The sequence below is a fragment of the uncultured Ferrovibrio sp. genome (assembly GCF_937960835.1).
Classification (GTDB): domain Bacteria; phylum Pseudomonadota; class Alphaproteobacteria; order Ferrovibrionales; family Ferrovibrionaceae; genus Ferrovibrio.
This window is the reverse complement of record NZ_CALGPC010000006.1, coordinates 354,397-379,814: the sequence shown is the minus strand read 5'-3', so window position 1 is coordinate 379,814 and position 25,418 is coordinate 354,397. Positions and strand designations below refer to the sequence as shown.

General features: G+C 63.6%; 25 protein-coding genes and 2 tRNA genes. 18 read left to right on the top strand and 9 right to left on the bottom strand.

Features of this window, described 5'->3' with window-relative positions:
- Positions 1-36 precede the first annotated feature (36 nt).
- The 5 genes from Q0603_RS06195 (at position 37) to Q0603_RS06175 (ending at position 2,435) form a co-directional block, all read left to right on the top strand.
- A complete protein-coding gene (locus Q0603_RS06195) occupies positions 37-351 on the top strand; it encodes a hypothetical protein (protein ID WP_298723664.1) in 315 nt (104 codons plus the stop codon).
- A complete protein-coding gene (locus Q0603_RS06190) occupies positions 332-1,240 on the top strand; it encodes a hypothetical protein (RefSeq protein ID WP_298723662.1) in 909 nt (302 codons plus the stop codon). Before Q0603_RS06195 ends, Q0603_RS06190 begins: the two co-directional genes overlap by 20 nt.
- On the top strand, positions 1,240-1,860 hold the full coding sequence (locus Q0603_RS06185) for a hypothetical protein (protein WP_298723659.1): 621 nt from the start codon (positions 1,240-1,242) through the stop codon (positions 1,858-1,860). Before Q0603_RS06190 ends, Q0603_RS06185 begins: the two co-directional genes overlap by 1 nt.
- Before the next feature lie 147 nt (positions 1,861-2,007).
- Positions 2,008-2,187: a hypothetical protein gene (locus tag Q0603_RS06180; RefSeq protein WP_298723656.1), complete on the top strand. Its 180-nt coding sequence runs from the start codon at positions 2,008-2,010 to the stop codon at positions 2,185-2,187.
- A complete protein-coding gene (locus Q0603_RS06175; protein ID WP_298723653.1) occupies positions 2,187-2,435 on the top strand; it encodes a hypothetical protein in 249 nt (82 codons plus the stop codon). The genes Q0603_RS06180 and Q0603_RS06175 overlap by 1 nt, the downstream gene beginning before the upstream one ends.
- Before the next feature lie 157 nt (positions 2,436-2,592).
- On the opposite strand, the gene Q0603_RS06170 is transcribed toward Q0603_RS06175, so the two are convergent.
- From Q0603_RS06170 to Q0603_RS06160, 3 genes are all read right to left on the bottom strand, one after another.
- Positions 2,593-4,461 carry a replication endonuclease gene (locus Q0603_RS06170; protein WP_298723650.1) on the bottom strand — a complete coding sequence of 623 codons (1,869 nt, stop codon included), beginning with the start codon at positions 4,459-4,461 and terminating at the stop codon, positions 2,593-2,595.
- A 291-nt stretch (positions 4,462-4,752) separates the two neighbouring features.
- On the bottom strand, positions 4,753-6,339 hold the full coding sequence (locus Q0603_RS06165; RefSeq protein ID WP_366132451.1) for a DUF6538 domain-containing protein: 1,587 nt from the start codon (positions 6,337-6,339) through the stop codon (positions 4,753-4,755).
- Positions 6,340-6,407: 68 nt separating this feature from the next.
- A tRNA-Glu gene (locus Q0603_RS06160) sits at positions 6,408-6,483 on the bottom strand.
- A gap of 298 nt (positions 6,484-6,781) precedes the next feature.
- On the opposite strand from Q0603_RS06160, the gene Q0603_RS06155 reads away from it, so the two are divergent.
- The 4 genes from Q0603_RS06155 (at position 6,782) to grpE (ending at position 9,275) form a co-directional block, all read left to right on the top strand.
- A tRNA-Gly gene (locus Q0603_RS06155) sits at positions 6,782-6,856 on the top strand.
- 183 nt (positions 6,857-7,039) lie between these two features.
- Positions 7,040-7,240 (top strand): hypothetical protein, encoded by a 201-nt coding sequence (locus tag Q0603_RS06150; protein ID WP_298723584.1) that lies wholly within the window; start codon positions 7,040-7,042, stop codon positions 7,238-7,240.
- A gap of 128 nt (positions 7,241-7,368) precedes the next feature.
- Positions 7,369-8,403 carry a heat-inducible transcriptional repressor HrcA gene (gene hrcA / locus Q0603_RS06145; protein WP_298723581.1) on the top strand — a complete coding sequence of 345 codons (1,035 nt, stop codon included), beginning with the start codon at positions 7,369-7,371 and terminating at the stop codon, positions 8,401-8,403.
- A 212-nt stretch (positions 8,404-8,615) separates the two neighbouring features.
- Positions 8,616-9,275: a nucleotide exchange factor GrpE gene (gene grpE / locus Q0603_RS06140; protein WP_298723578.1), complete on the top strand. Its 660-nt coding sequence runs from the start codon at positions 8,616-8,618 to the stop codon at positions 9,273-9,275.
- A 282-nt stretch (positions 9,276-9,557) separates the two neighbouring features.
- On the opposite strand, the gene Q0603_RS06135 is transcribed toward grpE, so the two are convergent.
- Positions 9,558-10,178: an alpha-ketoglutarate-dependent dioxygenase AlkB gene (locus Q0603_RS06135; protein ID WP_298723574.1), complete on the bottom strand. Its 621-nt coding sequence runs from the start codon at positions 10,176-10,178 to the stop codon at positions 9,558-9,560.
- Positions 10,179-10,412: 234 nt separating this feature from the next.
- Entirely contained in the window at positions 10,413-11,039 is a 627-nt protein-coding gene (gene pncA / locus Q0603_RS06130) for a bifunctional nicotinamidase/pyrazinamidase (RefSeq protein ID WP_366132459.1), read from the bottom strand.
- Between the two features lie 430 nt (positions 11,040-11,469).
- Between pncA and dnaK the strand changes: the two genes are divergently transcribed.
- On the top strand, positions 11,470-13,395 hold the full coding sequence (dnaK, locus tag Q0603_RS06125) for a molecular chaperone DnaK (RefSeq protein ID WP_298723568.1): 1,926 nt from the start codon (positions 11,470-11,472) through the stop codon (positions 13,393-13,395).
- Between the two features lie 102 nt (positions 13,396-13,497).
- On the top strand, positions 13,498-14,649 hold the full coding sequence (gene dnaJ, locus Q0603_RS06120) for a molecular chaperone DnaJ (protein WP_298723565.1): 1,152 nt from the start codon (positions 13,498-13,500) through the stop codon (positions 14,647-14,649).
- Between the two features lie 464 nt (positions 14,650-15,113).
- Here the strand turns inward: dnaJ and Q0603_RS06115 are convergent, their stop codons facing one another.
- Positions 15,114-15,482 (bottom strand): DsrE family protein, encoded by a 369-nt coding sequence (locus Q0603_RS06115; protein WP_298723562.1) that lies wholly within the window; start codon positions 15,480-15,482, stop codon positions 15,114-15,116.
- Between the two features lie 173 nt (positions 15,483-15,655).
- Between Q0603_RS06115 and Q0603_RS06110 the strand changes: the two genes are divergently transcribed.
- Both Q0603_RS06110 and dapB read left to right on the top strand, forming a co-directional pair.
- On the top strand, positions 15,656-16,717 hold the full coding sequence (locus tag Q0603_RS06110; RefSeq protein WP_298723559.1) for an AraC family transcriptional regulator: 1,062 nt from the start codon (positions 15,656-15,658) through the stop codon (positions 16,715-16,717).
- Positions 16,718-16,989: 272 nt separating this feature from the next.
- Positions 16,990-17,805 (top strand): 4-hydroxy-tetrahydrodipicolinate reductase, encoded by an 816-nt coding sequence (gene dapB / locus Q0603_RS06105; RefSeq protein WP_298723556.1) that lies wholly within the window; start codon positions 16,990-16,992, stop codon positions 17,803-17,805.
- Positions 17,806-17,858: 53 nt separating this feature from the next.
- Here the strand turns inward: dapB and Q0603_RS06100 are convergent, their stop codons facing one another.
- Positions 17,859-18,365, bottom strand: a complete 507-nt coding sequence (locus Q0603_RS06100) for a DUF2244 domain-containing protein (RefSeq protein WP_298723553.1) — start codon at positions 18,363-18,365, stop codon at positions 17,859-17,861.
- Between the two features lie 202 nt (positions 18,366-18,567).
- On the opposite strand from Q0603_RS06100, the gene Q0603_RS06095 reads away from it, so the two are divergent.
- From Q0603_RS06095 to Q0603_RS06080, 4 genes are all read left to right on the top strand, one after another.
- Positions 18,568-19,794 carry a threonine ammonia-lyase gene (locus Q0603_RS06095; RefSeq protein ID WP_298723550.1) on the top strand — a complete coding sequence of 409 codons (1,227 nt, stop codon included), beginning with the start codon at positions 18,568-18,570 and terminating at the stop codon, positions 19,792-19,794.
- 127 nt (positions 19,795-19,921) lie between these two features.
- Positions 19,922-20,683 (top strand): glucose 1-dehydrogenase, encoded by a 762-nt coding sequence (locus tag Q0603_RS06090; RefSeq protein WP_298723545.1) that lies wholly within the window; start codon positions 19,922-19,924, stop codon positions 20,681-20,683.
- Between the two features lie 31 nt (positions 20,684-20,714).
- The gene (locus Q0603_RS06085; protein ID WP_298723543.1) at positions 20,715-21,521 is read left to right on the top strand and encodes an alpha/beta fold hydrolase; all 807 of its coding nucleotides are present in this window, start codon (positions 20,715-20,717) and stop codon (positions 21,519-21,521) included.
- Positions 21,522-21,540: 19 nt separating this feature from the next.
- Entirely contained in the window at positions 21,541-22,332 is a 792-nt protein-coding gene (locus Q0603_RS06080) for a GMP synthase (protein WP_298723541.1), read from the top strand.
- Here Q0603_RS06080 and Q0603_RS06075 read toward each other — a convergent pair.
- Positions 22,270-23,562 (bottom strand): RsmB/NOP family class I SAM-dependent RNA methyltransferase, encoded by a 1,293-nt coding sequence (locus tag Q0603_RS06075; RefSeq protein ID WP_298723538.1) that lies wholly within the window; start codon positions 23,560-23,562, stop codon positions 22,270-22,272. The two genes, Q0603_RS06080 and Q0603_RS06075, sit on opposite strands and share 63 nt — an antisense overlap.
- A gap of 610 nt (positions 23,563-24,172) precedes the next feature.
- Between Q0603_RS06075 and Q0603_RS06070 the strand changes: the two genes are divergently transcribed.
- Positions 24,173-24,955: a creatininase family protein gene (locus Q0603_RS06070; protein WP_298723535.1), complete on the top strand. Its 783-nt coding sequence runs from the start codon at positions 24,173-24,175 to the stop codon at positions 24,953-24,955.
- 21 nt (positions 24,956-24,976) lie between these two features.
- On the opposite strand, the gene Q0603_RS06065 is transcribed toward Q0603_RS06070, so the two are convergent.
- The gene (locus tag Q0603_RS06065) at positions 24,977-25,321 is read right to left on the bottom strand and encodes a hypothetical protein (RefSeq protein WP_298723532.1); all 345 of its coding nucleotides are present in this window, start codon (positions 25,319-25,321) and stop codon (positions 24,977-24,979) included.
- Positions 25,322-25,418 lie beyond the last annotated feature (97 nt).

Genomic DNA, 25,418 nt, shown 5'->3' with positions numbered 1-25,418 from the left:
ACGATTGGAAGACCACGCAATTCCAGGAGGACGGCGATGCGGCAAACAATGTTGACAATCGAGGAACAGCGGAAACGGGCTGAGGCGCGGTTGGCGAGGGCGCGGGCGGTGCGCGCGGCCGTAGAGCGGCGGCTGCGGCAGGAAATCAGGCGGCGGGACAACAGCCGTAAATATTTACTCGGCGCGCTGCTCGGCGACTGGATTGCCGCCAGCGAACAGCGTCTGGCAGCGGCGCGGAATCATATCGCCAGTCAGGCGCTCCGCGACATCGACTATGAGACCCTCAGGGGGACGCCATTTGAGGTGACTCCGGTCGCAAAGGGCGATGGCAATGGTGAAACGTCAGCCTGAGCCTGATCTGAATCCGGATGCTGCGTTTGCGGCGGTCGAATCAGGCCGTGTCGAGCTCGGTTCGCTGTCGCGGATTCAGCAGGAGGCTTACCACGCTGAACGCCGTCGTCGCCTCGCTGAACTGGCTGCCGACGACGATAATCGAGATGCGGCAAGGCGGGCGGCGGCTCGGCGCGCCGCCGAGCAGGAAGCGGTCGCCGACTATCATCGGCAGCGTGAACGGCAGGGGCGTAAATCTCGTCATGCAAAGCGTCGTCGGGCGCTGCGGGTGGATGCCGAGCTACTGTCCGACTTCGCCTTTCGGCAATCGTTTGCCACCATGTCGGCAGCGATGGTCGGTGCGATTCGCGCGGCTCTGGAGTCGTTCCTTGGTTCGCTGTCCGGGCGGCGGCCAATGCTTCCGCCGCCTGCTGATCGTGAAATCGTGCTGCCGCCCGCGCCCGAGTATTCGGCTGCCGAGGTCAGGGCGACGCTCGCGGAGTACCGCGAGCGAATCAGACAGCTAAAGGCGCTTGTTGCGCGAATCCCGGAACTGCCGGGGCGAACGCCCCGCGATATTGCCGCCGTCGCAATTGAGTATCTGGATTACAAGCTCAACGGCGTCGGCGGGGAATCCCCTTTTCGAGGTCCGAGTCGCAGGTTCTTTGCCGCCGTGAATGCCGCTGACACGGAAACTGCGCAGGCGTGGCGCTCTGAACTCGACCGTGCGCTGTCCGGCGGTGCGCGCTGTCTCCGGGAATTGCGTGAGATCGACGCCATCGGCGCGAAGCTGGATGAATTCCCGGAACTTGGTCGGCCGCTGCCTGGCCTGCTACCGCCGCCGACGCGGCGGCACGACAACGAAACGCCAGCAACAGATATCAGCAACGAGTCCAGAGCGGTGATGTGATGGAAAAGCATGGCAGGCGTGTGAGTCGGAGGCTCTACCGTATCAAAGGTGGCAGTCTGACAGTTTCCGAATTGCCGGTTGAGGGATTCAAGTTTGGTGATGGCAGGGCGTTCACGGTGGTCAAGAGCGGTCTCGAGCACGTTACTGTTGCCCCGGCCCTTGGCTACATCGCCGAGCTGGCGACGAGGATTGCGCCGTGGGTCGACCTCTATTTGGGTCCGCGAATTCTCTCAGAGACGGGCGAACGATGGGGCGGACACTGCCATCAAAACCAAGGCGTGGTGTTCGTTAACACTCGGGCGTATGCGTCGACAGCGCTGGAAACGCTATTCCACGAACTGTTTCACGCTGTCGACTGGTATCTGCAACCGCCGGATCGGCGCGTCCTCGATGCGGCGGTTGCTCGCGGTGCTGACTACGAATCAGAGTATTTGAGCGATCCGGTTGAGAGGCGCGCGCGACTGTTTGAGAAGTTCGCCAGCTATATTTACGAGGGCGGTCGTTGCCTAGCCTGTGCGGACACGCCAGAGGTCGAGGTGCTGTGGCGAATCTATTCCGGGAAAATCGGACAAGAGATTTTCGAGGCAATGCAAGGATTCGAGGACATCGCTGCCGCGTAATCCTTGTCAACATAGAGCCGCAATCCTTGCGAGTAAGGATTGCGGCTCTATGTTGACAAGTATTTGTTTTTATTGGCATTTTGGCGATTTTGTGGTTGCCAGCCCGCGCGCGATCGGGCATACTGATTCGCATCACGGGTAACAGCGATGGAGATGATGATGAGCAACGAATCGAAGCGGAAGCTGGAGGCGGAGAAGTTGGCCGGGTTCCTGGAACAGGATTGGCAGAATCTGCTCGCTCACGTAGCTGCGGGGCGCGGACCTGATGCGACGATGGAGCGCACCGTGAAGCAAGTTATCGCCTTCTTGCGGTCGGAGTCTGTGTGATGGCGGCGGCGGAGGTCGATATCCTTGTTGTCGGCTCCTCTGGGGAGCAGGGTGGCGTGCCGGACTCTGCTGCTGCGGAGATTGCGCGTTACGTCGTCGATGCTCGCGCAATAGGGCTGTCGGACGATGAAATCGAGCAGGATATCTATGACGAAATCGAACGTGAAAACGGCCGCTGGTTCAGTCTGCTGGTCGACGACGTCGAAGTCGTGGGCAACAGGGTTGTGCTGTCGTCCATGACGGACTGATTGTGGTCAAGGCGCGTCCTTGGACGCGCCGCTGACTTCGATTGCGCAGCCCGGAACGGGCGAGCACGCGCAGCCCCCTTGAGGGGGCAAGCCCTAGGCCATGGGGTGAAGCTGCGGCAACCTCAATTCCGTGGGTTCCTACTGTTCGCGCAGCTACTCAGGCTGCCGCGTCGGTTTCGGGCAGTTGGTCGTCATTGGCGGCGTCGATTTGCAGCATGGTCGGCCTTCGCCGTATTGGCGGCGGACCGGCGGAGCCGGGTGGGGGCGCGCCAGCGCCCCCACTTGGGTAACTAAAAACTTTTGAAAGTCCGTAGTCCTCTAACACTTTATTCAGCGATTCCTCGGTCCACGCGGTCGCCTGCTGGCCTGCTGGTTCTGCCTTCCTGATTTCCTGAATCTTCCATTCTCTGGGTCGGACGGTGGCGACGATTTCGCCGGTCAACGGGTGGGCGTAATCCGTCGTCACCTGAACCGCGTCTCCCCAGCAATTCCGGCGTTCTGCCCGCACCGCAGCCAGTCGGGGTGCGTCGGCAAACGCGCCTAACAGGACAAGGGCCGTGCCCCACTGCCTGCGCTTCATTGCATGCGCGATAGCGCGGGCGCGCGGCTCTGGAAGGCGGTCATCACCGGCCGCCCGGATCGTTCGCTGCATAGCTTGCCAGCGCCCTTGTAGGCCTCTTTTCAGCCCGATCAGGTCAAGACGGCGAACTCCCACCATGCTGGCCCACGCTGCCGCCCGGTCATGTCCTCCGTTCGGTTCATTGTCATCCGGCGCTTTTTCGGATCTAAGGGTCTTAAGCACATAGGTCAGCACATAGCTTACGGGCGATGCAGCCTCGCCGGGCCGCCATGATTTGACCAGCGCTGCGGGGCCTTGGGTGTAGTCGCCGCGCCGCCGTGCTGCTGCTTCCTCCGGCGTTGTGGCCGGGAAATGAATATCGAGGGCGTCGGTCAGATCACGAATTCCATCCTGCGCCAGCCACAGACAACAGTGCAGGTGCGGGCAACCGTCAGTGTGGGGCTCAATGACTCGGACGCCAATCGGTGTGGTTCCGCGCTGGTGAACGACGGACAGGAGGTTATGCCACCGCGCATTGATTTCCTTGGCCGCGACGGTCGGCGAATTTCGTGGGTTCCCACGCTGTCCATTGGTGGCATGCAGGTGATATTCAGCCGGAAGCGTTAACGTCAGAAATACCGGCGCAAGGCCGCGCCGCTGCGCGACCTGCTGCAATCCAAGCAGGACGGCGTACCAGCGCGCCTCCCGCGCCTTGGTTGCACCTTCCACGGCGTCTTTTAGCGGCACCGTTTCGCCATTCGCTGCGACGAGAACTCGGCTTTCGACGAAGGCTCGCCCGGCCTCTTGAACCTGTTGCCAGCGCTTCAGCGCCCAATCGTCGACGTAAGCGGGTAACCGGGCGGACTGTCGCCCGCCTATTAGGCCAAGGATACCTGCGAGATGCGCTGCGCTCTGATTGACCTGACGGCGCAGCCACCGCCGGATCGAACGGGCATCCCGCTCCCGTGGATGTAGACCTTCCTTCCCTGCCGCGATTGCGGCGGCATGCCGGGCTTGGCGGCGGGATGCAATCTCTGTGGCCTCTACGAGCAGGTCGTTGTCGTCTGCGGTTAGAAGCCGCAGGTTGTCTTTGCCGACCAACTCCGATAGCCGATCCAGGGCGGGCAGTGCGTCGTCCAGAATGCGTTTAGGCGTGTCGTCGTTGACCGGCAGCGTGCCCCGATACGCCAAGCGCCTACGGCTATCCAGGGCCTGCCGCAAAGCCTGTACCGATGTCGTACGGACGCCGATTTGGCGCAGCAGGGCCAGTGCAGCGGCTGGTGGCAGAGTTTCGGCTATCTGATTTAGGCGGTCGATGGCTAGTTCGGCATCTAGCTCCGCCTCGACCAGCCGCCGGTCGAGATCACGATCGACGGGTCGCGGGTCATTACTGGCTGGGGGCGGCGCTGGCGGTTCGGGTGGCAGGAACTGCGACAGCCACGATCTTGTTGTGCCGTGGTCTGTCAACAGAGAGCTGCGGATTGCTAGCCGCCGCGCTGTGTCAACATTGTCAACATTGGGTGGGCCTGGATGTGATCTGGTGGCAGGCGGGCTATGCAGCCGCCCGTCCAATTAACCGCCAAGAACGGCGGCCTTGAAATCTGCAAGCACAATGCGCATGATTTGAAGACCTAGAGTTAAAACGCCGCCGAGGTCCGCCAAGACCGATGACGCGGCGTTTTTATTTTGCCGTTGGCTGTCGCAAGCAAGTCAAGGAATCTTTTTGCCCGGCTGGATTACCCCGTTCGGCCGCCGCTTTTATGCTTGCCACAGGTGCTCAATCGGAACGGGCGGTCGGACTCGTTCGACAACGAGCCGAGCTTCGTCAGGCGACAGGTCGCGGCCGTAGTTCGCCCCGACAGTCTCGCCATCGTGTCCAAACACCTTATCGACCAGTTCACTGTGAATTCCCGATGCGCGGAGTTGCTGCCGGAAATTATGCCTGAGGCTGTAGGCGACCAATTTCGGATCGTCGAGTCCGAGGTCGTTCAAATATCTGTTCAGCCATTTCGACCAGTCCACCACAGCGTCCGGACCTTGAACAAGACCGCGGCCTCGCCGCTGCTGAGCTTCAATCCAGTCGTGAATGCCGACGCGCCGCAAGTCGGAGAGAATTGGAATTAAGCGCGGAGCGTTCGGCGTTTTTGTCGAATGCAGGAAGTCCAAGCATTCAACTTCACCGACCTTGACGATGCGCGCCGGGGCCGCAGCAATTTCATCCAGTCTCGCGCCGGTCAGCAGCAGCAGCATCCAGAACCAATATCGCTCGTTGCGATACACGTTCGGGCCGGGCTTAGAAAGGCGAAGTGGCGATTTGCATCCGGTGAATAGCGGCGAGTCGAAGAGAAGCCGTAATTCGTCGGTCGTGAATGCGCGCCGTTGCTGCCCCTTCTCCGCCGCAGTCTTGGCACGAGGATTTACACCATCACCCGGATTCACATTGATGTGTCCCGATGCCGCGTGCCATTTGAAATACGCTTTCACATAGCCGAGCGACTTGACAATCGTTGCATGTTTAAGTGGGTTCCCACGCTTTCCAATTTTATCTCTGAGATAATCGGCGTAGGCTTTGATATCTACCTTGGCAACGTCTTTCACTGCTTTGCCGCCTATCAGGTCGGCGAATTCGCGGAAGGCTCGGTCGCGCTCATCTGCTGATGATTCGCCAGCGGGATTGTCGGCGCAGAACCTTTCGAGGAGCGAGGCGTCATTCCATGGAAGCGAGGCCTCTGGCGGCAGTTCAGCTTGCGCAAGTCCGGCGGGCACGGAACCGATGCGGGTAACGGCTTCTCGCATTGCCTGCTCTACCTGTGCCAGTCGCAAACTCTGCTGCGCATGTTCGACCGCAGCCTTGCCCTGCATTTCTATCAGCTTTGCTTCTCGCATGGTGCGCTCCATCGCGTTTACTTCGATAGCGATGGATTGCACCTCAAAGCTTTTTTTCGCCCGCCCAGCCTCGGCATTCTCAGCCGCCAGCCGTTCGCGCTCAACGATAAGCTCCATCTGCTGAATCAGCGCTGCCTTATCAGCGTCACTCAGGGCTTCTATGTCTTCGTTGCGTATGCGCAGAATGTCGTCGTCTGCGAGTTCGTGAATCGCTTTACCAAGCACTCTTGCTGACATTATCCGGCGAACCTCATTCCAAGCTGCATGCGCTTGCGCCAAGGCGCGCGCTGCTTCCAACCTCGCTCGTCTTGGGTCACCAGTTCGGAGCGTCCGAACGTGATAATCCTTGCCGACAAGCATCGCAACGTCAGCGGGTATTCGGACGCGGAGATAGAGGCGATTTCGGCGTCTGATAACATGCGGAATCCGGCTCAAGAGGGACCTCGCGGCGTGTAGCACAACTGTGTGTCACATGCCGTCAGGGCCTTGTCGGATTTCGCTGTATTTTCAGCCACTTAGCTGAAACTTGGCGTCCCCACGGGGATTCGAACCCCGGTTTGCGCCGTGAGAGGGCGCCGTCCTGGGCCTCTAGACGATGGGGACCCATACGCGAAGGCCATCTGATTGAGCCGCGCGAGGCGCACCACATACAGGAGCGCCACCCTGTGCGCAAGCCTTTTCCGGACAAACCGGGCGTTCCCGCCCCCGGAATTCCGCCGCCCGCCCAGGCGCTTGGCCCCGGAGCCCGGGCACTACGAAAGGTCTGCAAAAAAGGTCTGGCAGCCCCATTATTTTGTTAAACGAGATACTTGCATCGGGGTTGCGGCTGGGTATATTGCGCGCCTGCGACACGGTACCCCCGGTCGCCGGGTTGGCCCCCGCGGGCCTGCCGATCTGCCGAGCGGGCGTAGCTCAGGGGTAGAGCACAACCTTGCCAAGGTTGGGGTCGAGGGTTCGAATCCCTTCGCCCGCTCCAATTTCCTCCCATCACATCTTTCTTCCCATCACATCCCAGCAGCTTCGCCACGGATACCCGTGGCGTGAATGGCCATGCCTACCCGCCCCTGGGCCATATCATCCTTGGGCCGTCGCTGCCGCCGCACTATATCTCTTCTCACGAGGATCGCGCCCATCCTCCGCTAGCGCGGGAGCCCCAGCCATGGTCGGACGCTATATGGTCGGCATGCGGAATGAGAGCAAATCGGCAAGCGTCACCGTCGAAGCCGAGGACGCCCTGATTGCCGCCCTAAAGGTGAAGCAGAAGAATCCCGCCGCCATGATCACCTATGTGCGCAAGCACAATGCGCGCGGCGACGAGCGCAATCTGCATCACGATATCGGCAGCAGCGAAGCGCATTGAAACACATCGCAGAAAGCGCGAAAGAAGCGAACGGGACGCCCTTGCACCCCAAGCCCGGAACTCCGGGCTATTCCATCCTGCCGGGCGCCATATTGACGCCGCCCATCCGGCTTCCTTAATTGTTGCACATGATCCAGGAGATGAGCCAGCGCAGCCGCGAAATTCTGCGGCTGGTCGTCGAGACCTATATGGCCACCGGCGAACCGGTCGGTTCGCGCTATCTGTCGAAAAAGCTTGAGCACAAACTCTCTCCGGCCAGCATCCGCAACACCATGGCCGATCTGGAAGAGGCAGGTCTGCTCTATTCCCCGCATACCTCGGCCGGCCGCCTGCCCACGGAATCGGGCCTGCGGCTGTTCGTCGACGGCCTGTTGCAGGTCGGCGATCTCACCCAGGATGAGCGCAGCTCGATCGAAAGCCGCTGCGCCGCGTCGGGCCGCGGCTTTCAGGAGGTGCTCACCGAAGCCACTTCCGCGCTTTCGGGTCTTTCAGGCCATGCCGGCCTTGTGGTGGCGCCGAAAGTGGATGCACCGTTGCGCCATGTCGAATTCGTGCCGCTCGGGCCCGGCAAGGCCCTGGTGGTGATGGTGACGGAATCCGGCCAGGTGGAAAACCGCATGGTCGAATTGCCCATGGGCATGACGCCCTCTGCGCTGGCCGAGGCCGGGCAGTTCCTGTCGCAGCGCCTGGCTGGCCGCACCATGCACGAGGCGCGCAACGAAATCCTGGACGAGCTGAAAGCGCGCCGCGCCGAGCTCGACCAGCTTGCCGCCAAGGTGGTGGAAGCGGGCCTGGCCGTCTGGGGCGGCGAATCCGAACGCGGCACGCTGATCGTGCGCGGCAGCGCCAATCTGCTCGACGATGTCGCAGCATTGGCCGATCTGGAGCGCATCCGCGCGCTGATGGAAGAACTGGAGAATACCGAGGAGATGCTGCGCCTGATCGAGCTGACGCAGGGCAGCGAAGGCGTGCGCATCTTCATCGGCTCGGAGAATACGCTGTTCCGCCGCGCCGGCTGCTCGCTGATCGTCGCGCCTTTGCAGAACCAGCAGCAGCGCATCGTCGGCGCCATCGGCGTGATCGGCCCGACCCGCATGAACTACGCCCGCGTGGTGCCGATGGTGGATTTCACCGCCCAGGTGGTCGGCCGCCTGCTCGGCTGACGCTGTTGGCTGAAACCACGCGGCAGAAACTGTCCGCCTAAAGCCTCACCCTTTATTTCCACATGCTTAGCCCTATCGGCATAGCTGGCGTTTTTTGCGCGGCACAGACCATGACCACAGACAGATCGCAGCGGAAAAGGCGCGGTTTTTCGGCGCACCCCTTTCAATTCGCGCAGGCGATCCGTATATGACGGCCAATGCGAGGAGATGCGATGACCCAGAATACCGATCCGAATGCCGCCGCCCGTAACGACAATCCGGGCCAGGCCAATGCGGGCCAGACTGCGGCCACCGACAGCAACGCCGCCCAGAATGCCGGCCAGCAAGCTGCCGGCGAGGCGCAGCAGCCCGATCCGCTGGCGCAGGCCCAGGCCGAGATCGCCAATCTGAAGGATCAGGTGCTGCGTGCCCGCGCCGATGCGGAAAACCTGCGCAAGCGCCTGGAGCGCGAGCGCGAAGATGCGGTGAAATTCGCGGCGGCGAAGTTCGCCAAGGACATCCTCACCGTCGCCGACAATCTGCGCCGCGCGCTGGAAAGCGCGCCGCAGGATGGCGAGGGCGCCGCAGCCCTGAGCGAGCCGGTGCGCAACCTGCTGATCGGCGTCGAAGCCACCGAGCGCGAATTGCTCACCGTCTTCGAGCGCCACGGCATTGCCCGCATCGATCCGAAGGGCCAGAAATTCGATCCCAACCTGCATCAGGCGATGTTCGAGATCGAAGATTCCTCCGTGCCGGCCGGCACGGTGCTGCAGGTGGTTGCGGCTGGCTATGTCCAGCATGGCCGCCTGCTGCGCGCCGCCATGGTTGGCGTCTCCAAAGGCGGGCCCCAGCCGCAGGCCCAGCCCGGTCAGAGCGTCAACACGCAAGCGTAAGCCCGCTGCTTTCCAGAGCCGCCTAAGCTTTTAGAGAACTGTAATCGTCATGTCGCCCCGGGCTTAAACCCGGGGCTTCGTTTTTGGCCCTGACCCTCCCGCTGCTTTGCAGCGACCCCGCCTTCTCCCGTCGTCACGGGAAAGAGAATGCGAAGCGCCACACCAACGCCCGCTCCGCCTGCGGAAAAGGGAGTGCCCCTTCACGCAGTGATGGAGAGGGTGAGGGTTGTGCGCAAGAGGTTCCACGCCCGCCGCTTAGTCTTTAGTTTCCTAGCTTTCCCCTCACGGCCGCGTCACGCGGCGCAAAGTGAGGTTGATCCGCCCGCCGCCGGGGATGAGGCGGCTGCTGCCGGAGAGTACGCGGTCGATGCCATGGAAGGCCAGACGCGAAGCGCCGCCGAGCACGCAGACATCGCCCGATTGCAGCTTCATTGCCCGCGTCGGATCCTTCCGGTTCAAGCCACCCAGGCGGAATACCGCCGTATCGCCCAGCGAGATCGATACCACCGGCGCGTCGAAATCCTGCTCGTCGCGATCCTGATGCAGGCCCATCTTCGCGCCGGCGCGATAGTGATTGATCAGGCAGCATTCCGGCGCCACGCCGTAATTTGCCACCGCATCCCAGATCGAAAGGATCTCGTCCGGGATCGCAGGCCAGGGCTGGCCTGTGAAAGGATGCCGCTCGATGTAGCGATAGCCACCCTCCTTGTCGCTATACCAGCCGAAGCGCCCGGCATTGCTCATCGCCACGCTCATCGCCACGCCGCTTTTCGGCATCGTCGCGTGATAGGCCGGCGCTTGGGTCAGCACCGCCATCACCGACTCGGTCAGCGCGCGCTGGCGCGCGGCATCGAGAAAGCCGGGATAGTAGCGAAATCCCTCAATTGCCGTCGCTGTCGTCATATTTTTGATGTGAGGCCTGCGCAGGCTGGTGTCTAGGGTTATTCGTCATTCCGGGCGCGGTGCAGCACGCGATGGGGCGCCGCAGACCCAGGATCTTTATCCGGTGAGCCAAATGGGATCCTGGGTCTCGCGCCATCGACATGGCGCTCGCCCGGGATGACGAACGCTCTGTCGTTTTTTCTATTTTTTCTATTTGTCGCCCCGGGCCTGACCCGAGGCCCCATTTTTACGCCCTCAGGCCTGCGCTAAATCCGCCGCCATGATCCGCTGCACGCCAGCAGCTTCCATGTCCGCCCAGGCTTTTGCCAGCGAGCCCGCCGTGTCGATGCCGCGGCAGGCGTCTTCGATCACGTAAGCCTCGAAGCCCTCCTTGCGTGCATCGATCGCCGTCCAGGCGACGCAGAAATCCGTTGCGAGGCCGACCACGAATACGCGCGCGATGCCGCGCTGCTTCAGATAGCCGGCAAGGCCGGTGACGGTCTGGCCGTCGGCCTCCCGGAAGGCGGAGTAGCTGTCGATGGCGCGACGCCAGCCCTTGCGGATCACCAGCTGCGCCTGCGGAATGGCGAGATCGGCCGCGAGCGCCGCGCTTTCGCTGCCCTGCACGCAATGGTCGGGCCACAGCACCTGCTCGCCATAGGGCATCTGCACCGTCTCGAAGGGCTGGCGGCCGGGATGCTGCGAGGCGAAGGAGAGATGGTCGGCCGGATGCCAATCCTGGGTCAGCACCACATTCTCAAAGCCCCTGGCCAGCGCATTCACCAGCGGGATGATCTCGTCGCCGCCCGGCACCGCCAGGCTGCCGCCGGGCAGGAAGCCATTCTGGATATCGACCACCAGCAGCGCGCTGTCGCCACCCAGGGTGATCTTGTTCCGCATAGTCTGGCCCATCCCAACTCCACTCATATTGCTACTCGTCGCTCCTTATCCTTTGGCCCTGCCCCGTCGCGGCGCCTGACAGATCCCGCTTCCTACGCCCCTCGCCCGGCCTTTTCCACAGGCCGGCCCCTGTGCCCGGCCTGCTTTTCCTCCGTCCGCCGCCCCTTGCGGATGGCACCATCGGTGACCAGATAGGGGCCCGCGCCGGTCTGGCGCGGCGAAAAGCCTCAGGAAAATCCCTGATTCGGCAGTTCTGCCCCGGAAATGCCCGGACAAACCGGACATTTTTTCGCCACACCTGTTGCGGGAGCGCATACGCACTCTTACATAGCCGGCGACACCGAACCAGAAGGGGTCCGCTGCGGTGCTTCCCAAGGCCGCCCCGGACCGCCGCGAAAAAGGAGAGTGGATTATGGCCAAAGTCATCGGCATCGACCTCGGTACGACGAATTCCTGCGTCGCCATCATGGATGGCAAGAACCCGAAGGTGATCGAAAACGCGGAAGGCACGCGTACGACGCCCTCGATGGTCGCCTTCACCAAGGATGGCGAGCGCCTGATCGGCCAGCCGGCCAAGCGCCAGGCGGTCACCAACCCGGAAAACACGCTTTTCGCCGTCAAGCGCCTGATCGGCCGTCAGTACAGCGACGAGGCGACCCGCCGCTTCACCGAAATGGTCCCCTACAAGGTGGCCAAGGGCGATAACGGCGATGCCTGGGTGGAAGTCCAGGACAAGAAATACAGCCCCAGCCAGGTTTCGGCTTTCATCCTGCAGAAGATGAAGGAAACCGCCGAGAGCTTCCTCGGCGAGAAGGTCACCCAGGCGGTGATCACCGTTCCGGCCTACTTCAACGACGCCCAGCGCCAGGCCACCAAGGATGCCGGCCGCATCGCGGGCCTTGAAGTGCTGCGCATCATCAACGAGCCGACCGCGGCGGCCCTTGCCTATGGCCTCGACAAGCAGGGCGACGGCAAGAAGATCGCCGTCTACGATTTGGGCGGTGGCACCTTCGACATCTCGATCCTGGAGATCGGCGACGGCGTCTTCGAGGTGCGCTCGACCAACGGCGACACCTTCCTCGGCGGTGAGGACTTCGACCTGCGCATCGTCGATTACCTCGCCACCGAGTTCAAGAAGGAGCAGGGCATTGACCTGCGTACCGACCGCCTGGCGCTGCAGCGCCTGAAGGAGGCGGCCGAAAAGGCGAAGATCGAGCTGTCCTCCTCGACCCAGACCGAGATCAACCTGCCCTTCATCACTGCCGACGCCTCGGGTCCGAAGCATCTGGTGATGAAGCTGACCCGCGCCAAGCTTGAGGCGCTGGTCGACGATCTGATCCAGCGCACCATCGAGCCCTGCAAGAAAGCGCTCAAGGATGCCGACCTGTCGGCCGGCGACATCGACGAAGTGGTGCTGGTCGGCGGCATGACCCGCATGCCGAAGGTGATCGAGACGGTGAAGCAGCTCTTCGGCCGCGAGCCGCATAAGGGCGTGAACCCGGACGAAGTCGTCGCCATCGGCGCCGCCATCCAGGCCGGCGTGCTGCAGGGCGATGTGAAGGATGTGCTGCTGCTCGACGTGACCCCGCTGTCGCTGGGCATTGAGACGCTTGGCGGCGTGTTCACCAAGCTGATCGAGCGCAACACGACCATCCCGACCAAGAAGAGCCAGGTCTTCTCGACCGCCGAGGACAACCAGAATGCGGTGACCATCCGCGTCTTCCAGGGCGAGCGCGAGATGGCGGCCGACAACAAGCTGCTGGGTCAGTTCGACCTGGTCGGCATCCCGCCGGCGCCGCGCGGCGTGCCGCAGATCGAGGTTACCTTCGACATCGACGCCAACGGCATCGTCCATGTCTCGGCCAAGGACAAGGGCACCGGCAAGGAACAGCAGATCCGCATCCAGGCCTCCGGCGGCCTGTCGGAAGAGGACATCAAGAAGATGATCCGCGAGGCGGAGGAGCATGCCGCCGAAGACAAGAAACGGCGTGAGGCGGCCGAGGCCAAGAACCAGGCCGAGACGCTGATTCATGCCTGCGAGAAGACCATCGCCGATCTGGGCGACAAGGCGCCGGCCGCCGACAAGGCCGCGGTCGAGTCTGCCATTGCCGACCTGAAGAAGGCGATCGAGGCGAACGACCTGGAGGAGATCAAGGCCAAGAGCCAGACGCTCAGCCAGGCTTCGATGAAGCTCGGCGAGGCCCTCTACAAGACGGCCGAAGCCGGGGGCGATGCCGGTGCGGATACCAGCACCTCGTCCGGCGGCGACGCCAAGCCCGATGACAATGTCGTCGACGCCGACTTCGAAGAAGTGAAGGACGACAAGAAGAAGAAGTAGGCCGCGTGACCGCAAGCGAACCGGGCGCCGGAAGCGGCGCCCGGACTCGCTTCGGGGCAGGCCTTTCGCGCCCATGAAGCCTTACGCCAGGAACCTTTGAGCATGGCGACGACGAAACGCGATTATTACGAAGTCCTCGGCGTATCGCGCGACGCCAGCGCGGATGACATCAAGCGGGCCTTCCGCAAACTGGCGATGAAATACCACCCGGACCGCAATCCGGGCGACAAGTCGGCCGAACAGAGCTTCAAGGAAATCAACGAAGCCTACGACGTCCTCAAGGACGAGCAAAAGCGCGCGGCCTACGACCAGTACGGCCATGCCGCTTTCGAAGGCGGTGGCGGACGCGGCCCCGGCGGCGCCGGTTTCGACTTCACCTCCTTCTCCGACATCTTCGACGACCTTTTCGGCGAATTCATGGGCTCGGGCGGGCGCGGCGGACGCGGCAACGCCAATCGCGGCTCCGACCTGCGCTACAATCTCGAGATCACGCTGGAAGACTGCTACCGCGGCAAGTCGGCGAAGATCCGTGTGCCGACCTCGATCGCCTGCGAGGCCTGCGACGGCTCCGGCGCGGAAGGCGCGGCCCAGCCCGTCGCCTGCCCGACCTGCAAGGGCCATGGCAAGGTGCGTGCGCAGCAGGGCTTCTTCACCATCGAACGCAGCTGTCCGACCTGCGGCGGCGTCGGCCGCGTCATCGAAAAGCCCTGCAAGGTCTGCGGCGGCGCGGGCCGCGTGCACAAGGAAAAGACGCTCACCGTCGACATCCCACCGGGCGTCGATGAAGGCAACCGCATCCGTCTCGCCGGCGAAGGCGAAGCGGGCCTGCGAGGCGGGCCGTCCGGCGATCTCTATGTCTTCCTGAGCGTGAAGCCGCATCGGCTGTTCCGCCGCGAGGGCCAGCATCTGCATTGCCGTGTGCCGATCTCGATGACCACGGCCGCGCTTGGCGGCCATGTCGACGTACCGACGCTGGATGGCAGCCATGCGCGCGTCACCATCCCCGAAGGCACGCAGACCGGCAAGCAGTTCCGCCTGCGCGGCAAGGGCATGCCCTCCCTGCAGCAGAGCGGCTTCGGGGCGGGCTTTGGCGATCTCTACATCCAGGTGATGGTCGAGACACCGGTGAAGCTGAACAAGCGCCAGCGCGAACTGCTGGAAGAATTCGCCCAGCTCGAAAACGACGATTCCAGCCCCGAAAGCTCCGGCTTCTTCGCCAAGGTGAAGGAAATGCTCGCCGGCAAGGGCGAGTGATCTGGATGAGTGACGAAGGCAAGTGATTGTTGCGGCGAGCGGCCTTCTCTGCGCCTTCCGCTTCACCACCGTCTCCGCTTCGCCATCTCCTGCGTCGTTGAAGAATTGCTTCTGCGAGGCATATCCCGTCATCCCGGCCGGGCGGCGCTTCTTTTTTTTGCGCCGCGCGAGCCGGGATTCCATTTTCTGCAATCAAGGGAAACATCGCCCCGGGCGAGTGAAACGAGCCCCGGGGACCGCATTTATGTTGAACCAGCCCCTCAACTAAATCGCTGACGCGATGGGCCCGTCCCTTCTCCCACTTCTACGAGAGGAAGGCCGGGAGGGTGAGGGTGCGTCTCGGCAGCACATAGCCATCCGTCACTCACCATCCCCCTCCCGCGCTCTCATTATCGTCATCCCGGGAGCGGAGCAGCACGCGATGATGCGCTGCCCCCTGAGGTCTTTCTCCTCTGAAACTCCACTCAGAACGACAGAGTCGCGGCGCCCGCCTTGATCTCAGCATGCATCGCGGATGCGCCCTGGATGATCACGCCATCCAGCAGATCCTTTTGCTCGTAGCCGCGTGACTTCACGCAGGGCGGGCAGGCCCAGATGGTGCCGCCGCGCTTCTGGAAATCGGCGATCATCGCCGCCAGCGGCTCCAGCGGCGGCACATGGGTCATCGCCTGGCCGTTCTTGCGCACAAGGTCGACGGCGGCGCTGGTCAGGAAGATGAACACCTTCAGCCCGGCGGTCAGTCCGCCATTGGCGATGGTGAAGGCGACGGAAGACAGCTCCGAATCGATCCCCTTGGTCATCAAAATCACAAGTTTGTCAGTTCCAACGGCCATTGCTTTATCCTCCTATAGCAGGCGTGATTGGGGGGCCGCCGGTCTACTGGATCGGGAAGGAGACGTCTTTGGCCGGATTGCCGAATGACTTGATCGAAAATCCGCCGCCCACTGCGGCAGGCGCAAGGGCGCGGCATGCGGGAACCCGGCAGCGGCCGCCTGCAAGTCCGCGCGTGAGCGCCATCGCTTCACCGGCGCGGGACACGTCCGCCCTGAGCACATCGGCGGCTGATGTCACGCAGAACAGCCGCGACGTGCTTTCCGATGTGCTGCGCACCATCCGGCTGTCCGGCGCGCTGCAATTCTGCTTCATGCCGACCGGCACCTGGAAGACCGACGATGCACCCGCCCTTGCCGAACTGATAAGCGGCGATGGTGCATCGAAAGCGGCGTCCTCACATACCGTGCCGTTTCACATCGTCGTCGAAGGCAGCTGCTGGCTGAAAATGGACGGCCTGCATGTCGATCTGGAGGAAGGCGACATCGTCGCCTTTCCCTTCGGCAGCGGCCATCAGCTTGGTGCGGGCGAAGGCGGCCCGACCATCTGCCCGGTGCGTGACCTGCCCCCTAAGCCTTGGCGCAGCCTGCCCATCCTGCGCTATGACGACCTGCGTGGCGATGACGGCGTTGCGCGCCTGCGCATGCTCTGCGGCTATCTGCATTGCGAGGCGATGAATTTCCGCCCGCTGCGCGAGGCCTTGCCGCCGCTGCTGCATCTGCGCTGCGCGGAAAGCGACCGCAGCAGCTGGCTGCGAGCCGCCATCCGGCAGATCGCGCTGGAAACCGACCATCCGCAAAGCGGCGGCCTGTCGCTGCTTGAGCGGCTGACCGAGATCACCTTCATCGAGATGCTGCGCCAGCAGATCGCCGCCACGCCACACGACGCCGTCGGCTGGCTGGCGGCGCTGGCCGATCCTGCGCTTGGCCGCTGCCTTGCGCTGATCCATGACGACCCGCGGCACGAATGGTCGGTGCAGAGTCTGGCCGCCGCTGCCGGCCTGTCGCGCAGCACCCTGGCCGAGCGTTTTGAAGCCGTGTTGCAGACCTCGCCGATTCGCTACTTACGCGACTGGCGGCTTTATCTCGCCAGCGTCGCACTCAGCACCAGCGGCAAGCCGATCGCCGCCATCGCCTACGATTCCGGCTACGGCACCGAAGCCGCGTTTAACCGCGCCTTCTCCCGCGCCTACGGCCTGCCCCCCGCCGCCTGGCGCCAGATGGCCCGCTCGTTGTAGAACGCATTCACGTCATCCCGGCCAAACAGCGTTTTTTTGCGCCGCGAGAGCCTGGCCCCCATTTACTTGCCCTTACCCTCCCGCTTTGCGGGTCCATCCCTCCCGCAAGCGAAAGAGGGCAAAAAGATTCCCTTGCCCACGCCAGTGGGAGAAGGAGGGACCCATCACGTCAGCGATGGGAGGGTATAGGCGCCAGCGGTTTCCCCGCGCCGCCAACCGCACTAGAGTGTCGCGCAACATCGTCACCATATCGCCAGTCATAGGGGGAGAACATGAGCGCAGTCCGCATCGGCATTGTCGGCATTGGCGGCCGCATGGGTCAGGCGCTAGCGCGCGAAGTCAGCAATACGGCGGGCGCGGAGCTAGCTGGCGGCACCGAGCGTGCGGGCTCGCCGCATATCGGCAAGGATGTCGGTGCGCTGATCGGCATCGGCGAAACCGGCATCAAGGTAACGGACGATGCCGCAAAACTCTTTGCCAATATCGACGCGGTGATCGATTTCACCGTGCCCGAAGCCCTGCCGCATCATGCGGCACTCGCTGCGCAATGCCGCGCAGCCTATATCGTTGGTACGACGGGCCTAGCGCCGGAGCATTTCGAGGCGCTGAAGAAAGCCTCGCATCATTGCGCCATCGTGCAGGGCTACAACATGAGCCTGGGCGTGAATCTCATGGCCGGCCTGGTGCGCCAGGTGGCCGCGGCGCTGGACGAATCCTGGGACATTGAGATCGTCGAGATGCACCACCGCATGAAGGTCGATGCGCCGTCGGGCACCGCGATCCTGTTCGGCGAAGCGGCCGCGGCGGGCCGCGGCGTGCCGCTGGAGAAGGTTGCCGACCGCGGCCGTGACGGCATTACCGGCGCGCGCAAGCCCGGCAATATCGGCTTTGCGGCTTTGCGCGGCGGCAATGTGGTGGGCGAGCATACGGTGATCTTCGCCGCCGACCATGAGCGGATCGAACTGAGCCACAAGGCCACCGACCGTGGCCTGTTCGCACGCGGTGCAGTGCGCGCCGCCATCTGGGCCAAGGGCAAGCAGCCGGGGCTTTACCGCATGGCCGACGTGCTGGGTTTCGGCGGCCTGTAACAATAATTGACGCCAGTGATAAGGGCAGCCGGTGCCGCGCCAGACGCTGCGCCTTAAACCTGCCCTATCGGCCGCAGGCCCGCGCCCTCCGGCTGCCGCCAGCGCCACAACGCCTCGCGCAGTGCATCGGCGAGGCTGCGGCGCTCGTCGGGGCTTAAGAATTCGCCGAGGCTCAGCGCGCGGCCATGGCTCCAGATCTTCAGCCGCGCCTGCTCGTCATCATCGGCGCATTCGACGCGCAGCCAGTAAGGCTGCAGGCGCCAGACGCGCTCGGCGCCCTTGGCATCGCGGCGGCAGACGGTGAGGCTGTCCTGATCGAGCTGGATGTATTCGCGCGCGCGGCTCTGGCGGTAGCTGGCACGGAAGGCAAGCCATAGCAGCAGCACTTCCAGCCCACAAAAGCCAAAAACCGGCCAGGCGCCGGCAATCCAGAAGGCAATGCCAGCGGTGAAATTCACCGCGCCGACGGCAAGCATCAGGATCAGGAAACCGCGCGCTCCCAGAGAGCGGTGCGGCCGCAACTCTGCGGCAAAGACAGGCGGTTTGATTGCCAAAGCCATGCCTTGAGCCTAGTGCGCGAAACGATCCGCGCCAAGTGATTTTGCATTGCCGTGATTCTGTTTCGCAGCCCTCGCCTCCATTTAAACGGGAGGACGCAGACAGATGACACACGGTCCCGGCAGTTGACTTGAACCCGGGTAAACCGTACCGCTTACCGCCTGCATTTTGCCCCCAGTCTGTTTGTTTCACGGAGAAAACGGAATGCCCAACAACGCGTCAGCGCTGGGTCTTGAGGATATCCGCGCGGCGGCGGCGCGCTTGGGCGATGCCATCGCCGAAACCCCGTGCCTGCACTCCCACACATTGTCGGACCTGACTGGTGCCCATGTGTGGCTGAAGTTCGAGAACCACCAGTTCACCGCAAGCTTCAAGGAGCGCGGCGCGCTGAACAAGCTGCTGCAGCTCAGCGACGAGGAACGCAAGCGCGGCGTGATCGCCATGTCGGCCGGCAACCATGCGCAGGGCGTCGCCTACCATGCCGGGCGGCTGGGCATTCCGGCCACCATCGTGATGCCTAAATTCACTCCTTTCGTGAAGGTGCGTCATGTGCGCGCCTTCGGCGCTCGCGTCGTGCTGGATGGCGAATTGCTGGCCGAAGCCGCCGCCACAGCGCAGCGGATCGCCAAGGAAGAAGGCCTGGTTTTCGTGCATCCTTACGACGATCCAGCCGTGATTGCCGGTCAGGGCACGGTGGCGCTGGAGATGCTGAAACAGGCACCGAAACTGCAGGACCTGATCGTGCCGGTCGGCGGCGGCGGCCTGATCGGCGGTATGGCAATTGCGGCCAAGGCGCTGCGGCCCGATCTGCGCGTCTTCGGCGTCGAGAGCGAGCTTTATTCGGCCATGCAGCAGGAATTGCAGGGCCAGCCGGTGCAGGTCGGCGGCGTGTCGATCGCGGAAGGCATTTCAGTGCGCGATGTGGGCCGCACCACGATCGAGATCGCGCGCCGCCTGGTGGACGACATCCTGATCGCCCGCGAAGCCGATATCGAGCGCGCCATCGTGGCTCTGGTCGAGATCGAAAAGACCGTCAGCGAAGGCGCGGGCGCAGCAGGCCTGGCCGCGCTGATGGCCGAGCCCGAGCGCTTCAAGGGCCGCCATGTCGGCATTGTGCTCTCCGGCGGCAATATCGATACCCGCCTGCTCGCCTCCGTGCTGATGCGCGGCCTGGTGCGCAACGGCCGCCTCGCCCGCATCATCGTGATGACCGACGACGCACCGGGACGGCTGTCGCTGGCATCCGGCGTGATCGGCAAGGTCGGCGTCAACATCGTCGAAGTGGCGCATCGCCGCCTGTTCACCCTGGCTTCCGCCAAGGGCGCCGAGATCGAATTCGTCGTCGAGGCGCGCGACCGTGCCCATCTTGAGGAATTGCTGACCGCGCTCGCCGATGCCGGCCTGCCGGCCAAGCTCGAAGAGCCGGATTGAGGTTTCAGATCACGCGTCGTTCCCGCGCAAGCGGGCATGACGGCGCTGACTGAACCGCTGACGTCACGACAGGCTGGCCGCAGGCCCGAAATCCCGGTTATCCTCCCGGCAAACAGGAGGAAACACGATGGGTCGCGTAGAAAATAAAGTCGCATTGATTACCGGCGGAGCCTCGGGCCTGGGCAAAGCCACCGCCATCCTGCTGGCCAAGGAAGGCGCCAAGGTCGCCATTGCCGACCGCAATCTGGAGGGCGCCCGCGCCGTGGCCGATGAGATCGGCAAGGCCGCCATCGCCGTTCATCTGGACGTGACCAACGAGCAGCAATGGATCGCCGCGCTTGACGTGACCGAAGCCGCCTTCGGCAAGCTGAATGTGATGGTGCATTCGGCCGGCGTCGGCATCCTGAAGAATGTCGAAGACATCAGCGTCGAGGAATGGCGCTTCGTGCACAGCGTCAATCTCGACGGGCCGTTCCTTGGCATCAAGCATGGCCTGCCCCGCATGCGCAAATACGCGCCCGGCTCGATCGTCATCATCTCGTCGGTGTCGGGCATCATCGCCGGCCACAACATGTCGGCCTACAACACTTCGAAAGCCGGTGCCCGCATGCTGGCCAAGACCACGGCGCTGCATTGCGCCAAGCGCAAATATGACATTCGTTGCAATTCTGTGCATCCGACCTTCATTGACACGCCGATGGTTCAGTCGATGATCTATGCCGGTGGCGATCCGGCGGTGGTGCGCCAGAAACTGGAGGCGCAGGTGCCGCTCGGCCGCTTGGGGGAACCGGACGACGTGGCGAACTGCATCCTGTATCTCGCTTCCGATGAATCGAAGTTCACCACCGGCGCCGAGTTCGTCATCGATGGCGGGATCACCGCGCAATAACCAGAAACGTCCAGGAACAGAAGGCTCTTTCATGGCTGAGATCGCCGTCAACGGAACCCGGCTTTACTACGAAGACACCGGGCCAGGTTCGACCGGACAGACCATCGTCCTCAGCCACGGCCTGCTCTGGGATACCGAGCTGTTCGCGCCGCAGATCGCGCATTTCAAGGGCCGCTACCGCGTCATCGCCTATGATCACCGCGGCCAGGGGCGCAGCGCCGACGATCCCTCCCGCTGTATCGACATGGAAACCGTCTATGAGGATGCGGTCGCGCTGATCGAGAAGCTACAGCTCGGCCCGGTGCATTTCGGCGGCCTGTCGATGGGCGGCTTTGTCGCCATGCGGCTGGGCGCGCGGCGGCCCGATCTGGTGCGTTCGCTGCTGCTGATGGAAACCTCAGCCGACCCGGAGCCCGTCGAGAACGTACCGAAATACCGCAAACTCAACTTGGTTGCGCGCTGGCTCGGCCTGCGGCTGGTGGCCGACAAGGTCATGCCGATCATGTTCAGCCAGGATTTCATGACTGATCCGGCGCGCTCAAGCGAGCGCGCCTATTGGCGGCAGAAGCTTCTGAACAACCGACGCTCAATCTGGCGGGCGGTGAACGGCGTGATCGAGCGCAAGGGCATCTATGAGGAGCTGGGGCGGATCAAATGCCCCGTGCTGATCATCGTCGGCGAGCAGGATACCGCCACCGTGCCGGCAAAAGCTGAGCGAATCCAGACGGCCATCACACAATCTCGGCTAGTCAGAATTCCCAAAGCGGGGCATAGTTCCAGCATCGAACAGCCGGCTGCGGTGAACGCTGCTTTGGATGCGTTCCTCGGCAGTCTCTGAAGAGGAAGCCGACCCAGGCATGTATCAAGGACCGCTGCAGGATCACGGCCAGGGCCATCCCGCGCCCCAGCCGGCCATCCTGATGATCGTCCACCAGGAAAGTTCCGATCCCGGCCGCATTGGCGACAAGCTGCGCGAGCGGGGCTACCGGCTCGATATCCGCCGCCCATGTTTGGGCCAGGAACTGCCCGTCAGCCTGGACGAGCATGCCGGCTGCGTCATGTTCGGCGGGCCGATGTCGGCCAATGACGATCATCTCGAGTTCATCCGCAAGGAACTCGACTTCATCCCGCGCGTGGTTGCCAGCGGCAGACCGTTTCTTGGCGTCTGCCTCGGTGCGCAGTTGCTGGCGCGGGCGGGTGGCGGCAAGGTCGGCCCGCATCCCGACGGCTGGCATGAGATCGGCTACTATCCGGTGAAGCCAACGCCGCAGGGCCGCGAGCTGTTTCCCGACAAGCTGCATATCTTCCAGTGGCATGGCGAAGGCTTCAGCCTGCCGCGCGGCGCCGTGCGGCTCGCGTCATCCACCTGGTTCCCCAATCAGGCCATGCGCATCGGCCCCAATGCCTTTGGCGTGCAGTTCCATCCGGAAGTCACGGAAGCGATGATGCGGCGCTGGAGCACCGCCGCGGGCCATCGCCTGGCGCTGCCGGGCGCGCAGGCGCGCGAGACCATGAGGGCGGCCTGCGCCCAATACGATGCCGGGATCGCCGCCTGGCTGGACGGCTTCCTCGATATCTGGCTCCAATCAGGCGTGACGTACAAGAATCGCGGCAAAGAAGCCGTCGGTGCCATGGCGGGCGGGCGATAGCGCCAGATACGGCCCCGGCACCGGACAGGCGCCGCCGATCGTCTGGGGCCACACCTCCGTTACCGGCATCACCTTGAAGTCCGGATGGCGCTTGAGGAAGGCGGCGACCTGATCGTCATTCTCCTCGCGCAGCACCGAGCAGGTGACATAGATCAGCCGTCCCTGGGGCTTCACCAGCCGCGCGGCGCGATCAAGGATTTCCGCCTGGCGCGGTACCAGCTCTTCCAGATCCTTCGGCGTCAGCCGCCATTTCGCATCCGGCTTGCGCCGCCAGGTGCCCGTGCCGGTGCAGGGGGCATCAACCAGCACGCGATCCGCCTGGCCGGAATGACGCTTGATCCATTTCGAATCCAGTTCGCGGGTCTCTGCGTTGTGCACGCCGGCGCGGCGCAGCCGCAGCCTGGCCTGTGTCAGCCGCCCGGCGCTGACATCCATCGCCACCAGCCGTCCGACATTGCGCATCGCTGCCGCCAACACCAGGGTCTTGCCACCGGCGCCAGCACAGAAATCGACGACGAACTTGCAGTTGGCCGCATCGGCGAGCTGCGCGGCGATCTGCGAGCCTTCATCCTGCGGCTCGATCAGGCCATCGGCATAGGCCTGGCCGTTATTGACGTAAGCCTGCGGCGACAGGCGCAGGCCAAGCGGCGAATACGGCGTTGGCTGGCTGCGCAGCTCTTCCGCCGCCAAAGCGGCCGCCGCGGCATCGCGCGTCGTCTTCAGCGGATTGATGCGCACATCCAGCGGCGCTGGCCGCAGCATCGCCGTCAGTTCCAGTTCGAGATCGACGCCGAAGCGTTTCTTGAAATGCGGCAGGATCCAGTCCGGGATGTTCAGCCGCGCCGTCAGCGGCATGTCGGGATGATCGAGCGTATGGCGTTCCAGGCGGCGCAGGAATTCGGCTTCCTTCACCTCGTCCGACTGGAAGAAAGGAAACTGGCTGGCCGCCTTGGCGCCGGTGGACAGAATGCGGAAGGCGCAGACCCGCAGGCGGCTGTCGGGCGTCAGGCCGCCCTTGTCGCGGGTAATCCACCAGTCGAGCTGGCCGCGATGGCGCAGCACCTGCTCGCTCAACTGGATCAGCGCCGCACGCTCCGCCGGATCGAACTGCTTGTGATGATCGCGCATCCAGGCATGGCGCACGCGGTCGGCCGGCTCGCCCGAAGCAGCAATCGCATCCAGCAGCGCCATCGCGCCTTCCACCGCCTTGCGGCTGGAGCCGGAACGCATGGCAGCACGTTTGTCCGGCCGCCCTTCGCGCCGCTCGGGACGCGCATGACGCGGCCGTTCGGCGCGGCTTTCCAGATGGCTCTTTCCTGCACTGGACTTTCCGGGACGGAAGCCGGCGGTCTTCTGCCCGCCCCGCTTCGGATGACCCTGCTGCGGATTATTCGGCTTCGGTGTGCCCTGCTGGTATCCGCGCTCGGCAGCGGGTTTGCGGTCCTCAGGTTTGCGGTGTTCGGGCTTGCGGCCCGCGGGACGCGTTTCCAGGCCGCCGGCGCTCCGCCCGGCTGGGCGCTCTGAGTGGCGCTCCGGCCTGCGCGGCGTGCGGCCGGCAGATGGCGAACGGGCCGGAGCACGAGACGGCGAACGGCTGGAAGGGGGACGGCCTGAAGGCGGGCGGCGGGGCACGGCGTCTCTCTGGCAAAAGGTCAGGACTGGCGGTCGATCAAGGCGCCCACAGATAGGGCCATGCGGGAAAGCGGGCAAGGCCGCAGATGCGGAAATCGCAGATGGAAACGCCGCCTGCGCAATCGCTGCTGGACGGTGATGGGGCAAAGAATGCTAGGCTTGGCGCCGATTCACCAAACACCCGTTACCAGAACGCCCGCAACAAACCGTGACAGCCCCGCAACGCGCCCGCACCGGCTTCCGCCTCGCCGACCTGACCTGGATCGATGCCGCCGACCTGATCGGCGACGGCCTGCCCGTGCTGCTGCCCATCGGCGCGGCAGCGAAGGCCCACGGTCCGCATCTGCCGCTCGGCAGCGACCGACTGGTGGTAGAGGCGATTGCCGAACGCCTGCTGGCCGCCCTGCCCGTGCTGGTCGCGCCAACCATCGGCCAGGGCTTCTGTCCTGCCTTCATGGATTATCCGGGCAGCCAGCATCTGACCGCACCAACCTTTCAGGCGATGGTCGAAGAAATCATCGAAGGCTATCTGCGGCACGGCGCCGAGCGCATCGTGCTGCTCAACAACGGCATCTCCACCGAGCCGCCGCTGCGGCTGGCGGCGCAGACCATCCTGCAGCGCCATGGCGTGGCTGTGGCCATCGCCGATCTGCCGCGGCTGGGCCAGGCCTGCGCCGATCAATGGAGCACGCCGGATAGCGGCCATGCCAACGAACGCGAAACCTCGCTGCTGCTCGCCATTGCGCCGGGCATGGTGCGGATGGACCGCCTGGCGGAAACCGTGGCGGCGGAAGACAGCGAGGATGTGGTGCTGACCAGCCTGCGCCGCCCTATGCGTTTGACACCTGAGGAACGCCCGGGCGGCATCGTGAACCGCAGCGGCGCCACCGGCGATGCAACGGCCGCGACGGCGGAAAAAGGCGAACGGCTGATCGCCGCCATCGTTGACGAGATCGCAAAAGACCTGCGCCGCCTGTGGCCGGATTTATGATGTGGCCGGATTTATGACGGATTAAACGATGCGCAGGTTGCGCGGATTGGTGCGCAGCTTGATGTCGTTGACCGCAACTTCCAGCACGTTGATGGCGCGCTTGGTCTCATCCAGCTGCTGGCGCAGTTCGGAAATCTGATCGCGGAGCTCGTTCAGTTCACCATAAGTGAGCTGCGCCGCACGCTCGTTCTCGGCGAAGAATTTGTTATAGGCAGCGAACTGCTTTTCGATGCTGCCCATGCGGGTTTCCAACGTGATCCGCATCTGGCTGATGCGCTGCTCGAAGTTGCCAAGATGCAGCAACAGCCACGCCCCCAACCACAAGAGGACGATGGCGCCACCCATGACATAAAGCCAATCATTCATGGATCACCTGCGATATTGACAACTGGGACAAGCATCGCCGGGGGTCAGGATACATCGCCTCGACATGGTGGCGCAATCTTGCGCCTAGCCCAGCGGC

What these genes read in the sequence shown, in the direction of transcription:
- Q0603_RS06195 (WP_298723664.1), top strand. Translation starts at nt 37, where the DNA reads ATGCGGCAAACAATGTTGACAATCGAGGAACAGCGGAAACGGGCTGAG.
- Q0603_RS06190 (WP_298723662.1), top strand. Translation starts at nt 332, where the DNA reads ATGGTGAAACGTCAGCCTGAGCCTGATCTGAATCCGGATGCTGCGTTT.
- Q0603_RS06185 (WP_298723659.1), top strand. Translation starts at nt 1,240, where the DNA reads ATGGAAAAGCATGGCAGGCGTGTGAGTCGGAGGCTCTACCGTATCAAA.
- Q0603_RS06180 (WP_298723656.1), top strand. Translation starts at nt 2,008, where the DNA reads ATGGAGATGATGATGAGCAACGAATCGAAGCGGAAGCTGGAGGCGGAG.
- Q0603_RS06175 (WP_298723653.1), top strand. Translation starts at nt 2,187, where the DNA reads ATGGCGGCGGCGGAGGTCGATATCCTTGTTGTCGGCTCCTCTGGGGAG.
- Q0603_RS06150 (WP_298723584.1), top strand. Translation starts at nt 7,040, where the DNA reads ATGGTCGGACGCTATATGGTCGGCATGCGGAATGAGAGCAAATCGGCA.
- hrcA (WP_298723581.1), top strand. Translation starts at nt 7,369, where the DNA reads ATGATCCAGGAGATGAGCCAGCGCAGCCGCGAAATTCTGCGGCTGGTC.
- grpE (WP_298723578.1), top strand. Translation starts at nt 8,616, where the DNA reads ATGACCCAGAATACCGATCCGAATGCCGCCGCCCGTAACGACAATCCG.
- Q0603_RS06135 (WP_298723574.1), bottom strand. Translation starts at nt 10,178, where the DNA reads ATGACGACAGCGACGGCAATTGAGGGATTTCGCTACTATCCCGGCTTT.
- dnaK (WP_298723568.1), top strand. Translation starts at nt 11,470, where the DNA reads ATGGCCAAAGTCATCGGCATCGACCTCGGTACGACGAATTCCTGCGTC.
- dnaJ (WP_298723565.1), top strand. Translation starts at nt 13,498, where the DNA reads ATGGCGACGACGAAACGCGATTATTACGAAGTCCTCGGCGTATCGCGC.
- Q0603_RS06115 (WP_298723562.1), bottom strand. Translation starts at nt 15,482, where the DNA reads ATGGCCGTTGGAACTGACAAACTTGTGATTTTGATGACCAAGGGGATC.
- dapB (WP_298723556.1), top strand. Translation starts at nt 16,990, where the DNA reads ATGAGCGCAGTCCGCATCGGCATTGTCGGCATTGGCGGCCGCATGGGT.
- Q0603_RS06100 (WP_298723553.1), bottom strand. Translation starts at nt 18,365, where the DNA reads ATGGCTTTGGCAATCAAACCGCCTGTCTTTGCCGCAGAGTTGCGGCCG.
- Q0603_RS06095 (WP_298723550.1), top strand. Translation starts at nt 18,568, where the DNA reads ATGCCCAACAACGCGTCAGCGCTGGGTCTTGAGGATATCCGCGCGGCG.
- Q0603_RS06090 (WP_298723545.1), top strand. Translation starts at nt 19,922, where the DNA reads ATGGGTCGCGTAGAAAATAAAGTCGCATTGATTACCGGCGGAGCCTCG.
- Q0603_RS06085 (WP_298723543.1), top strand. Translation starts at nt 20,715, where the DNA reads ATGGCTGAGATCGCCGTCAACGGAACCCGGCTTTACTACGAAGACACC.
- Q0603_RS06080 (WP_298723541.1), top strand. Translation starts at nt 21,541, where the DNA reads ATGTATCAAGGACCGCTGCAGGATCACGGCCAGGGCCATCCCGCGCCC.
- Q0603_RS06075 (WP_298723538.1), bottom strand. Translation starts at nt 23,562, where the DNA reads ATGCGTTCCGGCTCCAGCCGCAAGGCGGTGGAAGGCGCGATGGCGCTG.
- Q0603_RS06065 (WP_298723532.1), bottom strand. Translation starts at nt 25,321, where the DNA reads ATGAATGATTGGCTTTATGTCATGGGTGGCGCCATCGTCCTCTTGTGG.